Here is a 12,819-nt window from a genome sequence, read left to right as displayed (position 1 = left end):
GGCCTCCTGGAAGTTCGAACCTCAGGCGTTCGCAGCCTGGGTGAATCGGATGTATCCGTTTTCTTCGAGCTCGTCGGCGAGCTCGGGGCCACCGGATTCGACGATCCGGCCACCGACGAACACATGCACGTGGTCGGGCTGGATGTAGCGCAGGATCCGGGTGTAGTGGGTGATCAGGAGCACGCCACCGTTCTCGTTCGCCTTGAAGCGGTTCACGCCTTCGGAGACCACGCGCAATGCATCGACGTCGAGGCCTGAGTCGGTCTCGTCGAGGATGGCGATCTTCGGCTTGAGCAGCCCGAGCTGCAGGATCTCGTGGCGCTTCTTCTCGCCACCGGAGAAGCCTTCGTTCACGCTGCGCTCGCCGAACGACGGATCGATCTCGAGTTCGGTCATGGCTTCTTTGGTCTCTTTGACCCAGTGACGCAACTTCGGTGCCTCACCGCGCACGGCGGTGGCAGCGGTCCGGAGGAAGTTCGACATCGACACACCGGGAACCTCGACCGGGTACTGCATCGCGAGGAAAAGACCGGCCCGGGCGCGCTCGTCGACGGTCATCTCGAGCACGTCCTCACCGTCGAGGGTGATCGAACCCTGGGTGACCTCGTACTTCGGGTGACCGGCGATCGCGTAGGAGAGCGTCGACTTGCCCGACCCGTTGGGGCCCATGATGGCGTGGGTCTTGCCCGACTCCACGGTCAGGTTCACACCTTTGAGAATGGTGATCGGTTCGGCGTCGGTGTCGGTCTGCTTCACGTTGACGTGCAGATCGCGGATTTCCAAAATGGCCACGGTTATCGAATTCCTTGCTGGTATGGGCTGAAGTGTTGGGGCTGGGTGCGGCTCAGGCGCCTGCAACCTCGAGTTCGGCTTCCACAGCCGCCTCGAGACGCTCGCGCAGTTCCGGCACACCGATCTTGGCGATGACCTCACCGAAGAACCCACGGACCACCAGTCGGCGGGCCTGGTCCTCGGGAATGCCACGAGCCTGGAGGTAGAACAGCTGCTCGTCGTCGAATCGGCCGGTGGCACTTGCGTGTCCGGCTCCGACGATCTCGCCGGTCTCGATCTCCAGGTTGGGGACGGAGTCGGCGCGGGCGCCGTCGGTGAGGATCAGATTGCGATTGAGTTCGAAGGTGTCGGTGCCCTCGGCCTCGGCTCGGATCAGCACGTCGCCGACCCACACGGTATGGGCCTCGCGGCTGCGGTCACCCGCGACGCCCTGCAACGCGCCCTTGTAGACGACGTTCGACCGGCAATGCGGCTGCGAGTGGTCCACCAGCAGGTGCTGTTCGAGATGCTGTCCGGCATCGGCGAAGTACAGGCCCCACAGTTCCGCGTCGCCGCCGGGACCGTCGTAGTGCACCACCGGGCTCAACCGGATGAAGTCTCCGCCGAGGCTGATCGCGAAGTGCCGGAGCACCGCGTCACGTCCGAGCCGCGAATGGTGGGCTGCGACGTGGACCATGTCGTCGGCCCAGTCGTGGATGTTCACCACTGTCAGGTGCGCGCTGTCGCCGATCACGAACTCGATGTTCTCGGCGTACGTGCCGCTGCCCCGCTGGTCGATGACCACCACGGCCTTGGCGAAGGCACCGAGCCGGACCTGGACATGACCGAACGCGGTCTCGCCCTCGCCCGGGCCATCGATGGTGACCGTGATCGGTGAGGCGATCTCGGTCTCCTTGTCCACGGTCACGACCGTGGCTTCGGTGAACGACGAATACGCCTGTGCAGCAATGCGATCGAAGGGAACGCCACCCTGCCCCAGCCGGGCGTCGTCGCGCCCTACAGTCTCGACGCGAGCTCCCTCCACCAGACCGTCCACGGTGACCGTGGCCTGTCCGGTCGGTTGCGCCGAGCCGTCGTGCAGTCCGCGAAGGCGCCGGAACGGCGTGAAGCGCCAGGCCTCGTCTTTCGACCGCGGGATCTCGAATGCGTTGACGTCGAACGAGGTGAACTGCTCACCCTTGTTGACCGCCGGTCCCTGATTCTCGCCGGAGACAGCGCCGACCACACCAGTGGGAGAACTCATCCGACCGAACCCTCCATCTGCAGCTCGATCAGACGGTTCAGCTCGAGGGCGTACTCCATGGGCAATTCCTTGGCGATGGGCTCGACGAACCCACGGACGACCATGGCCATGGCCTCGTCCTCGGTGAGGCCGCGGCTCATCAGGTAGAACAGCTGGTCGTCGCTGACCTTCGAGACGGTCGCCTCGTGACCCATCGTGACGTCGTCCTCGCGGATGTCGACGTACGGGTAGGTGTCACTGCGCGAGATCTGGTCGACCAGCAACGCATCGCATTTCACGGTCGACCGGCTGCCGTGCGCGCCCTTGTTGATCTGGACCAGCCCACGGTAGGAGGCCCGGCCACCGCCACGGGCAACCGACTTGCTGACGATGTTCGACGAAGTGTTCGGCGCGAGGTGCACCATCTTGGAACCGGTGTCCTGGTGCTGGCCCGGTCCGGCGAATGCCACGGACAGAACCTCGCCCTTGGCGTGCTCGCCGGTCATCCACACGGCCGGGTACTTCATGGTGACCTTCGAGCCGATGTTCCCGTCGACCCACTCCATGGTGGCGCCCGCCTCGGCCTTGGCCCGCTTGGTGACCAGGTTGTAAACGTTGTTCGACCAGTTCTGAATGGTGGTGTACCGGCAGCGACCACCCTTCTTCACGATGATCTCGACCACGGCCGAGTGCAGCGAGTCGGTCTTGTAGATCGGCGCGGTGCAACCCTCGACGTAGTGCACGTATGCACCTTCGTCGACGATGATCAGGGTGCGCTCGAACTGGCCCATGTTCTCGGTGTTGATCCGGAAGTAGGCCTGCAGCGGGATGTCGACGTGCACACCCGGGGGGACGTAGATGAAGGATCCACCGGACCAGACGGCGGTGTTCAACGCGGAGAACTTGTTGTCGCCGGCCGGGATGACCGTTCCGAAGTACTCCTGGAACAGTTCGGGCTGCTCACGCAGGGCCGTGTCGGTGTCGAGGAACAGCACACCCTGGGCCTCGAGATCCTCACGGATCGAGTGATAGACGACCTCGGACTCGTACTGAGCTGCCACACCCGACACCAGACGCTGCTTCTCGGCCTCGGGGATGCCGAGCTTGTCGTAGGTGTTCTTGATGTCCGCGGGCAGGTCGTCCCAGGTGGCTGCCTGCTTCTCGCTGGAGCGGACGAAGTACTTGATGTTCTCGAAGTCGATGCCGTCGAGGTTCGAGCCCCAGTTCGGCATGGGCTTGCGCTCGAAGATGGACAACGCCTTCAGACGTGCGGCGAGCATCCATTCGGGCTCGCTCTTCTTCGCCGAGATGTCGGCGACCACGGCTTCGGAGATGCCGCGCTTGGCGCTGGCGCCCGCGACGTCGGAATCCGCCCAGCCGTACCCGTACGCGCCGAACGAATCGATCGTCTCTTCCTGCGTCAGCACTGCCGCAGCGGCAGTTGCCTGTGTGGGTGTCGGGTCTGTGACCGTCATGAGTGACTCCTTCCGGAGGCTGCCGGTGCCGACGCGGGCTGGGCGTCGACCTGATTTGCCACCTGCGGATTCGCAAGCGGCACATGAGTGGTGCATGCGCAGTCGCCGTTGGCGATGGTCGCCAGACGCTGCACGTGTGTACCGAGGACTTTGGTGAAGACCGCCGTTTCGGCCTCGCAGAACTCAGGGAACTCCGCTGCCACATGTGCGACCGGGCAGTGGTGCTGGCAGATCTGCACACCATTACCAACGCGCCGGGTGGTCGCAGAAAATCCCGCTTCGGTCAGAGCTTCGGCGATTTCTCGCGCGGTGCCCTCCCGATCGGCGGCAGAATCCCCTGCCACCGGCACATCGGCCACGATCTGCTCGGCACGCTCGAGGGCGAAGTCCTCGACCGCTGCGTCGCCACCGATCCGCCGCAGACGCCGCATCACCGCGCCTGCGAGGTCGTCGTAGGCGTGCTTGAGACGACCGCGACCTGCGGCGGTGAGCTGAAAGTGCTTGGCGGGACGACCCCGGCCCCGTTGGGCGTAGCGGGGGGCTGCGGTCGCGACGACGTCGCCCGAGGCGATCATGGCGTCGAGATGGCGGCGGACCGCGGTGGGAGTGATCCCGAGAGCTTCTGAGATGTGACCTGCGGTCACCGGGCCCTGCTCGAGGATGAGGGTGACCACCGCGGACCGGGTCTGTCCGTCGTGGGTGACCGGGACCGGGCTGTGCACGTCGTCCGCAATGTCGATTGCCGGCGCAGCGTCGATCGATGCCACGTCCGAGGCATGCGAGATTTCGTGAGCCGTTTTCACAACACAAGTGTTACCGAATTACGAGACGATTTCCACCAAGGGTGCCCTTGCCTGGTCGGGCCGACCCTTTCAGGGCCACTTTCTCTAACCATTCAGGCGGCGACGATCAACGAACATGCAGGCCCGGGCCGCTGCCCATGAGCGACCACTACAGTCTCTGCTGTGCCGGAAACCACAGTCACCGAACCCGAGCCGAAGGCATCGGCGCCGGCCCGATCGACCCCTGTGCGTACCGGTTTCCGCCGATCCCTCGATTACCTGGGGCTTCGGAACGGGGACGGCCCGCCTGACCGCGACGCCACCGGCGACTACGGGCTCACCGTTGCGCGACTGCACGGCGACGAGGGCGAGGTGGGCCCACTCAACCGCGACGAGTCCAAGCGACTGCTGCGGATTCGTCTGTTCGGCGCAACCGGCGCGGTGCTGGTTCTGGTCGGCTCACTGGGGACCGGTGCACTGCCGGTGCTGCAGAACCCACTTGCCGGTGCTCGCGTGCTGTCGCTGCCGTCGCGAATGTGGCCCACAGCGCTGACCTTCTCTCTCGCGGGCACCGTGATCCTCGTCCTCGCGTGGCTTCTCCTCGGCCGATTCGCGGTCGGCCGAGTGGGCGGCGACGTCATGAAAGGGCATGCCCCGCCGAGACGGATGACCCGCAGGCAAGCCGACCGCACGTTGCTGGTCTGGCTGATGCCCTTCGTCGTGGCCCCGCCGATGCTCAGCAAGGACGTCTACTCCTACCTCGCGCAGAGCGAGATCGCCGCCCGCGGCCTCGATCCCTACGTCGTCAGTCCCGCCGCCGGACTGGGCATCGACCACGTCTTCACCAGATCGGTCCCCAACCTGTGGCGCGAGACGCCTGCGCCCTACGGGCCGCTGTTCCTGTGGCTCGGCGACAACATCACCCACGTCACCGGCGAATACATCCCCGCGGCGCTGGTGGCGCATCGGGCGCTTGCCCTGTTCGGCGTGGGCCTGATCGTGTGGGCCCTGCCGCGACTGGCGAAGCGGTGCGGGGTGTCGCCGGTGGCCGCGCTGTGGCTGGGGGCGATGAATCCCCTGCTCATCCTGCATCTGGTGGGCGGCATCCACAACGAAGCCCTGATGCTCGGGCTGATGCTCGCGGGTATGGAACTGTGCTTCCGGGGACTCGACTCACCCGAGCGGCTCCGAAGACCCGGTTCGGTGTGGCCCAGCCGGGCCGGGCTGCTGCTGATCGCGGGCGCCGTCGTGATCGCCGCCTCCTGCATGATCAAGATCGCGTCCATCCTGGCCTTCGGATTTGTCGGCATCGCGCTGGCCCGTCGGTGGGGAGCGACCCTTCCGGCACTGCGGCACGCGCCTCCCCGCGAGTACTGGCAGCGGTCCAGACGCAGTCTCGGAGCGTTGTCGGCGTCGGCCGCGTTCCTCGGCGTCATCCTGGTCGCGGTGATGGTGGCGATCTGTGTGGGCACCGGTCTCGGCTTCGGATGGACCAAAACGCTGTCCACCGGCGACGTGGTGCGCTCGTGGATGTCCATGCCCACGTTCTTGTCGGTGACGACCGGACGGATCGGGGTCTTGCTCGGCCTGGGCGACCACACCCAGGCAATGCTCGATGTCGCGCGCCCGGCCGCGCAGGCGGTTGCTGCAGTCCTCGTCGTGCGCTGGCTCCTGGCGGCCCTGGCCGGCCGATTGCACCCGGTCGGCGCACTGGGATTGGCGATGGGAACCGTCGTGCTCTTCTTCCCCTTCGTGCAGCCGTGGTACCTGCTGTGGGCCATCATCCCCCTCGCCGCATGGGCGACAGGGCGGTGGTTCCGGATCATCTCGGTGTCGATCTCGGCGATCATCTCCGTCGTGGTGTTGCCCACCGGGGCGGGCACCCGCGGCTTCCAGCTGGCCGAGGCAATCGTTGCCGCGGTCCTGTTGGTGGCCATTCTCACAGCCCTGTTCTTCGAGGAGATGCCCTGGCAGCGCCGGCGGCGCGCCAAAGTCGCCCAGGCGGCACCGGCCGCGGTCGACAACTGACCGCCGACGCCGCCGGTTTCGCCTCACCCGTGTACCGAGCCGGGCAAACGGGCGCTTACTCTTGGTGGTTGTGAGCAGCCCGTCGTCCGCCCCCGGTATCGCCGGCGTCGGCGTCGATGGACCCGCGCTGTCGGTCAAGGGACTCGTCAAACGCTTTGGTGACACCACTGCCGTGGGCGGCCTCGACCTCGAACTGCAGCGCGGCGAGATCCTGGCAATTCTCGGTCCGAACGGAGCGGGTAAGACCACCACCGTCGAGATCTGCGAGGGATTTCAGGCCCCTGACGAGGGCGAGGTGAGTCTCCTCGGTTTGGACCCACTCGCCGACAACGACCAAGTGCGAAGCCGGATCGGTGTGATGCTCCAGGGTGGCGGAGCCTATCCGGGCGCCCGGGCCGGCGAGATGCTGCGCCTGTGCGCGTCGTACTCCGCCGACCCCATCGACACGGACTGGCTCCTGGAGAACCTCGGACTCGTCGACGCCCAGCGAACCTCCTACCGGCGGCTGTCCGGTGGGCAGCAACAACGACTCGCCCTGGCCTGCGCGCTGGTGGGTCGACCCGAAGTGGTGTTCCTCGATGAACCGACGGCCGGCATGGACGCCCACGCCCGGATCATGGTGTGGGAGCTGATCGACCGTCTGCGGGCCGACGGGGTCTCGGTGCTGATCACCACACACCTGATGGACGAAGCCGAGGAACTGGCCGACCAGGTCCTCATCATCGACCACGGTGTCGAGGTGGCCAAAGGCACACCCGCCGAACTGACCAGCCGCGGCGCCGAGAACGAGCTGCGATTCCAAGCACCACGGGGACTGGACCTTACTTTGCTCAGAACTGTTCTGCCCGAAGAGTATTCGTGCACCGAGGTGACCCCCGGCGGTTACCTGGTGACCGGCCAGGTGACGCCGCAAGTGCTGGTCACCGTGACGTCGTGGTGCGCCAAGATCAATGTCCTCGCCACCGACCTGCGGGTCGAGACCAGGAGCCTGGAAGATGTCTTCCTCGAGCTGACCGGCCGGGGCATGCGCGGATGAGCACGCCGAACCGTTTCGCCGCCGGCACTTTCAGTCCACGTCCGAGACCCGCCCCCATCCGTCAGATGATCGTGGCGCAGTCCCGGATCGAGCTGATGTTGCTGCTGCGCAACGGCGAGCAGCAACTCCTGACGATGTTCATCCCGATCACATTGCTGATCGGGCTGTGCCTCCTGCCGATCGGTGACTTCGACGAATCTCGCACGGACACCTTCGTTCCCGCCATCATGACCGTGGCCGTGATGTCCACCGCATTCACCGGCCAGGCGATCGCCGTCGGATTCGACCGTCGGTACGGCGCACTGAAACGATTGGGCGCCACGCCCCTCCCACGTTGGGGTGTCATTGTCGGCAAATCCGTCGCGGTGGCCATCGTGGTCAGCGGACAGGCCGTCGTGCTCGGTCTGATCGGTGCAGCACTGGGCTGGCGACCGTCGATCGGCGGGCTGTTGCTCGGCATCATCGCGATCGCGATCGGCACGCTGGCGTTCTCGGCGATGGGACTGCTCCTCGGAGGCACACTCAAAGCCGAAGTTGTGCTGGCCCTGGCCAATCTGCTGTGGTTCGCATTCATCGGCATCGGATCCATCGTGGTGATCGGGGACCGCGTTCCCGACCTCGTCGAATGGTTTGCGCGATGCACTCCGTCCGGAGCCCTCAGCGAGGCACTGCACCAGGCGACCGCGGGCTCTGTCGATGTGTTCGGACTCGCCGTCCTGGCGATCTGGGGCGCCGCGGCGGGCATCGCCGCCGTCCGGTATTTCCGCTTCACCTGATTGCCTCACCTGGACCCAGGTCACATTCGCCCTGCCCCTACCATCGAAGGCGTGTACCGCCTGTTTGTCCGGCTAGTCGACCGGCTCCCCCTCCCCTCGCTCCGCGTCCAGACCCTGCTGGCGTTGGCGGTGGTGCTCACCCAGGCGGGAATCGCGGTCACCGGATCGGTGGTCCGCGTGACGTCCTCGGGTCTGGGATGCCCGACGTGGCCCCAATGCTTCCCGGGCAGCTTCACACCCACCGCGCACCCCGAAGTCGCCGCGATCCATCAGGCCGTCGAGTTCGGCAACCGGCTCCTGACGTTCGCAGTGGTGCTCACCGCCGCGTTGATCGTCATCGCTGTCACCAGGGCACGACGCAGGTACGAGGTTCGTGTGTACGCCTGGCTGATGCCGGCGTCCACCGTGGTCCAGGCCGTTGTCGGCGGCATCACCGTGCTCACCGGACTGCTGTGGTGGACGGTCGCCATCCACCTTCTGCTGTCGATGGCCATGGTGTGGTTGTCCGTACTCCTGCTCGAGAAAGTCCGCGAGCCAGATGACGTGCAAGCCGTCCCCGTGGTCCCGGCTGCCCTCCGGTGGCTCACCGTCCTGTCGGCTGTGGTGATGACCGGAGTTCTGATCGCCGGAACGATGGTGACCGGAGCCGGCCCGCACGCCGGTGACAAGAGCATCGACAAGCCGGTTCCCCGCTTGAAGATCGAGGTGACCACACTCGTGCACCTACACGCCGATCTGCTGATCGCCTACCTGTCGCTGCTCCTGGCGATCGGTTTCGCGCTGTTCGCGGTCGGCGCTCCGAGCAGGCTCAAACGCCGGCTGTACGTGGTGGTGGCTGTGGTCGTAGCGCAGGCGGTCATCGGGATCACCCAGTACCTCACCGACATCCCCGCGGCGCTGGTGGTCATGCACGTCGCCGGAGCAGGAGCCTGCGTTGCCGCAACAGCAGCTCTCTGGGTGGGAATGCGTCCCCGATCAACCGGGAATCCACTGACGGCGTCGCCGGCCGAGCCACGAACGGCCGCAGCGGTCTGACGCCCCCCTGGAAGGGGCGGCTTCCGTCTAGGTGTTGGCCACCCAGCCGGCCATCTTGCGGTAGTGCCCGGGACGGACATCAACCGTCGACGTGAGGTCGCGATCCCACTCGCCGATCTCGACCCCGTCGACCTGTTCCACGATCTGCTTTGCGGTCTCCATGTCCCGGACCACCTGATCGCCCAGGATTCCGCCCGCCCCGCCCACCAGCGTGATGCGGACGCCTGAGGCGCCGATCCCCTGCAGGACAGCGGTGGCCGAACCACCCTCGCGGGCCACGAACTTCGAAATGGCCGAGATGACACCCTTGTGGTCGCTCATGTGTCACAGCATATTGCGCACCGCGGCGGGGCCGATCACCGGACACTCTGACGGGCTCGGTACAACTGAGTCATGCATGCGATCCAGGTCAGTCAGCACGGTGGGCCCGAAGTGATGGATGTGGTCGAGACCGCAGATCCCGAACCCGGTCTTGGTGAGGTCCTGGTGCGCGCCGCGGCGATCGGTGTGAACTTCATCGACACGTACCAGCGGTCCGGCATGTATCCGATGACGCTGCCGTTCATCCCGGGCAGTGAAGGCGCCGGTGAGGTCGTGGCGGTCGGCCCCGATGTCGACTCGATGTCGGTCGGCCAGCGGGTCGCGTGGTGCGATGCACCCTCGAGCTACGCCGAACTCGTCGTGGTGCCGGCAGCGCGCGCCGTGGCCGTACCCGAGACCATCGCCGACGACGTCGCGGCGTCCGCTCTGCTGCAGGGGATCACTGCGCACTACCTGCTCGATGGTGCCGCCCACCCGCGCCCGGGCGACACCGTCCTCGTCCATGCCGGCGCAGGCGGCGTCGGCCTGGTGCTCACCCAGATGGCCAAGGCCAGAGGACTGCGGGTCATCACCACCGTGTCGAACGACGCGAAGGAAGACCTGTCCCGGCGGGCGGGGGCCGACGAAGTGCTGCGATACGGAGACCAGGTGGCCGAACAGGTGCGCTCCCTCACCGGTGGCGCGGGCGTGTCCGTCGCCTATGACGGCGTGGGTGCAGACACGTTCGAACAGAGTCTCGCCGCGACTGCGATCCGGGGAATCGTTGTTCTCTTCGGCGCGGCCAGCGGACCGGTCCCACCCTTTGACCTACAACGACTCAACGCCGCGGGCTCACTGTCGGTCACCCGGCCAACCCTCAAACACTTCATCTCCGACCCCGAAGAGTTGGCGTGGCGCGCCGGTGAGGTGATGAGCGGGATCGCCGACGGCAGCGTCACCGTGCGGGTCGCCCACTCGTATCCACTGGCCGAGGCGAGGCAGGCGCACATCGATCTAGCCGCCCGGGCGACCACGGGGTCGGTTGTCCTCACGCCGCAGTAGACCTGAGGCGCAGGCCGGTCATCCTTCGGGTGTGAACACCGGCGGATTCTGGGCCAGGTCGACGGTGCCGTACAGGTAGTCCGTGACGGTCTCCGTCTTGGTCTCGGCCGGTCGTGAACCCGACGCGGTCGTGCGGAAGGTCACCGACCACTCCATCTCGCCGTCGACCGACACTTCCTCGGGGTTGTCGTATCCCAGGCGGTAGTCGAGGGCAGGCAATTGCGCCGGCGCAGTCCATTTCGCCGAGCCCGGTTCGGCGTTGTAGGCGTACGTCCGCTGGCCACAGTCCGGCTTGTCCGTTGCCGCGTCGACCTGGACCGACAACGCACACTCGTCCAGGTGGGCCTGGACCGCTGTATTCACCGCGTTCTGTCCTTTGCCGCTGAGTTCAGCAGTCAGGTCCGGGAACGACCCGTAACTTGTCCCTGCGACCGGGAAGTCCTTTTCCTTGCCGTTCACGACCGCGAAGTTCTCGTCGGCACTGCCCCACTTCACGGGCCCGGGGAACACATACACCTTGGCCTCGCCCTCGACAGGGACGCCGAAGGCGGTGAGCCCTGGAATGCCTCCGAGGCTGCTGACGTCCACTGCGACGACGCCCTCGTCCAGCCGCCAGGAATCCCCGGTCTTGTGCAGGACAAAACTCTCGTCGGCCTTGCGGTCTCCGAATTGGTAGGTGGCCTGGACCGTGGCCATTTCGCCCATCTTCTGGACATCCACGATCGAGATGTCCGAGATCTTGGCGATTTCCTGCTGTTGTTTCAGGATGTCGTCGGTGAGCAGGAGTTCGGACGCGGGCGACTTTGACAGGTCCAGCGCCTTGGCGGCATCGCCGTCGGACAGCGCCGTGAGATACCCCTCCACTGCTGACTCCGGATCGCTGCTCGCCCCTCCCCCGCCGAGCGCGACGACGAGTGCAACCACAACAGCCACGACAACGAGCACTGCGACCGCGACGAGGCCGATGATCAGCGGCGTGCGCGATTTTCGGGGCTGGGGCGGGCCCCACTGTCCGCCGGCAGCCGGGTAGGGCTGATACGGGTTGTAAGCGGGATCGGGCTGGCCATAGAACTGTCCGCCCTGACCGTTGTCGGGCGGCGGCTGCTGCTGACCGTACTGCGATGGACCGAACTGGGGTTGGCCGACCTGAGTCGGCTCCGAATACGGCCGCCAGTCGTTGTTTCCGGGCCCCTGACCCTGCCCAGGTGGGTACGACATGTTTCCCCCAAATCACCTCGCACCGGCCAGCGGCCGGTGGTGCCCGTCAGAACAAGCTTGTCAGCGTCGGCAATCCGATCACCGAATCGATCGCCAGTCCGCAGAAGACTATCGCGAGATATTCGTTGGACTGCAAGAAGACCTTGAGCGGGGTGACTTCCTCACCGCGCAGGGTGGCGCGGTAGAGCTTGTGGACCACGTAGATGAACCAGCCGCCCGCGGCGAGGGCCACGGCCGTGTAGATCCAGCCAGTGGCCAGACACAACACCAGCGTGCTGAGAACCGTCGCCCACGTATAGAACAGCATCTGCCGGGTGACCTGGATCTCGGTGGCGATGACGGGGAGCATGGGCACACCCGCTGCGCGGTAGTCCTCTTTGTAACGCATCGCCAGCGCCCAGGTGTGCGGTGGCGTCCAGAAGAAGATCACCATGAACAGCACCACAGGCTGCCAGCTCAGGCTGCCGGTGACGGCAGCCCAGCCGACGAGGGTCGGCATACATCCGGCCGCTCCGCCCCACACCACGTTCTGCCACGTACGGCGCTTGAGCACCATCGTGTAGACGAAGACGTAGAACGCGATTGTCGCCATCACCAACAGGGCGCTGAGCAGGTTTGCCATCGTCGACAACACCGCGAACGATGCCGCGCCCAGCACGATCCCGAAGATGAGTGCGCTTCTGGTGGACACCGCGTGGCGGGCCAGAGGCCGGCGTTCGGTGCGCTTCATCTTCTGGTCGATGTCGGCGTCGACCACCATGTTGAGCGTGTTGGCGCTCGCCGCGCCGAGCCAGCCGCCCAGCAGTGTCCAGGCCATCAGGGCCAGGTCCACCCGACCACGGTCGGCCAGCAGCATCACGGGGATGGTCGCCACGAGGAGCAACTCGATGACCCGTGGCTTGGTGAGAGCGAGATAGGCCAATGCCGTTCCCGAGATCCTCCCGCGCATGCTGGTGGGGCGCTGCATGGGCGGAGCCTCACCACCTGACGCTGGGGAGGAGGCGAAACCGTGTCGGCTCACACGTTCCCCAATCCGCACTAGATCTCCTGACTCGCTCATCTACTACAGGGAATGGTAGACGGCCGGTACCCC

Annotated in this window: 12 protein-coding genes; 5 read left to right on the top strand and 7 right to left on the bottom strand. The window is 66.0% G+C overall.

Annotated features, from left to right (window positions below):
- Window positions 1-21 precede the first annotated feature (21 nt).
- Genes sufC through WIMU1_RS13915 form a run of 4 tightly spaced genes read right to left on the bottom strand, consistent with a single transcriptional unit; the run spans window position 22 to window position 4,292 of the window.
- On the bottom strand, window positions 22-792 hold the full coding sequence (gene sufC, locus WIMU1_RS13930; RefSeq protein WP_062798052.1) for a Fe-S cluster assembly ATPase SufC: 771 nt from the start codon (window positions 790-792) through the stop codon (window positions 22-24).
- A 52-nt stretch (window positions 793-844) separates the two neighbouring features.
- Entirely contained in the window at window positions 845-2,035 is a 1,191-nt protein-coding gene (gene sufD, locus WIMU1_RS13925) for a Fe-S cluster assembly protein SufD (protein ID WP_062798049.1), read from the bottom strand.
- The gene (sufB, locus tag WIMU1_RS13920; RefSeq protein ID WP_023959376.1) at window positions 2,032-3,489 is read right to left on the bottom strand and encodes a Fe-S cluster assembly protein SufB; all 1,458 of its coding nucleotides are present in this window, start codon (window positions 3,487-3,489) and stop codon (window positions 2,032-2,034) included. The genes sufD and sufB overlap by 4 nt, the downstream gene beginning before the upstream one ends.
- Entirely contained in the window at window positions 3,486-4,292 is an 807-nt protein-coding gene (locus WIMU1_RS13915; RefSeq protein ID WP_084248248.1) for a helix-turn-helix transcriptional regulator, read from the bottom strand. Before WIMU1_RS13915 ends, sufB begins: the two co-directional genes overlap by 4 nt.
- Before the next feature lie 225 nt (window positions 4,293-4,517).
- On the opposite strand from WIMU1_RS13915, the gene mptB reads away from it, so the two are divergent.
- From mptB to WIMU1_RS13895, 4 genes are all read left to right on the top strand, one after another.
- The gene (gene mptB / locus WIMU1_RS13910; RefSeq protein ID WP_062798590.1) at window positions 4,518-6,299 is read left to right on the top strand and encodes a polyprenol phosphomannose-dependent alpha 1,6 mannosyltransferase MptB; all 1,782 of its coding nucleotides are present in this window, start codon (window positions 4,518-4,520) and stop codon (window positions 6,297-6,299) included.
- 70 nt (window positions 6,300-6,369) lie between these two features.
- A complete protein-coding gene (locus WIMU1_RS13905) occupies window positions 6,370-7,335 on the top strand; it encodes an ABC transporter ATP-binding protein (protein ID WP_062798047.1) in 966 nt (321 codons plus the stop codon).
- Window positions 7,332-8,111 (top strand): ABC transporter permease, encoded by a 780-nt coding sequence (locus tag WIMU1_RS13900; protein ID WP_023959384.1) that lies wholly within the window; start codon window positions 7,332-7,334, stop codon window positions 8,109-8,111. Before WIMU1_RS13905 ends, WIMU1_RS13900 begins: the two co-directional genes overlap by 4 nt.
- Before the next feature lie 51 nt (window positions 8,112-8,162).
- Entirely contained in the window at window positions 8,163-9,146 is a 984-nt protein-coding gene (locus WIMU1_RS13895; RefSeq protein WP_062798046.1) for a COX15/CtaA family protein, read from the top strand.
- Window positions 9,147-9,173: 27 nt separating this feature from the next.
- Here WIMU1_RS13895 and WIMU1_RS13890 read toward each other — a convergent pair whose 3' ends face one another.
- Window positions 9,174-9,467, bottom strand: coding sequence for a hypothetical protein (locus tag WIMU1_RS13890; protein ID WP_062798044.1), 294 nt, complete (start codon window positions 9,465-9,467; stop codon window positions 9,174-9,176).
- Window positions 9,468-9,539: 72 nt separating this feature from the next.
- Here WIMU1_RS13890 and WIMU1_RS13885 point away from each other — a divergent pair, with 72 nt between their 5' ends.
- Window positions 9,540-10,508, top strand: coding sequence for a quinone oxidoreductase family protein (locus WIMU1_RS13885; protein ID WP_062798042.1), 969 nt, complete (start codon window positions 9,540-9,542; stop codon window positions 10,506-10,508).
- An 18-nt stretch (window positions 10,509-10,526) separates the two neighbouring features.
- Here the strand turns inward: WIMU1_RS13885 and WIMU1_RS13880 are convergent, their stop codons facing one another.
- Both WIMU1_RS13880 and WIMU1_RS13875 read right to left on the bottom strand, forming a co-directional pair.
- Window positions 10,527-11,726, bottom strand: coding sequence for an Rv0361 family membrane protein (locus WIMU1_RS13880; RefSeq protein WP_062798039.1), 1,200 nt, complete (start codon window positions 11,724-11,726; stop codon window positions 10,527-10,529).
- A 46-nt stretch (window positions 11,727-11,772) separates the two neighbouring features.
- Window positions 11,773-12,693 (bottom strand): heme o synthase, encoded by a 921-nt coding sequence (locus tag WIMU1_RS13875; RefSeq protein WP_062798037.1) that lies wholly within the window; start codon window positions 12,691-12,693, stop codon window positions 11,773-11,775.
- Window positions 12,694-12,819: the final 126 nt, after the last annotated feature.

This window comes from Williamsia muralis NBRC 105860 (assembly GCF_001598915.1).
In the GTDB taxonomy this organism is placed as follows: domain Bacteria; phylum Actinomycetota; class Actinomycetes; order Mycobacteriales; family Mycobacteriaceae; genus Williamsia; species Williamsia muralis.
This window is presented reverse-complemented; position numbering and strand designations above follow the sequence as displayed.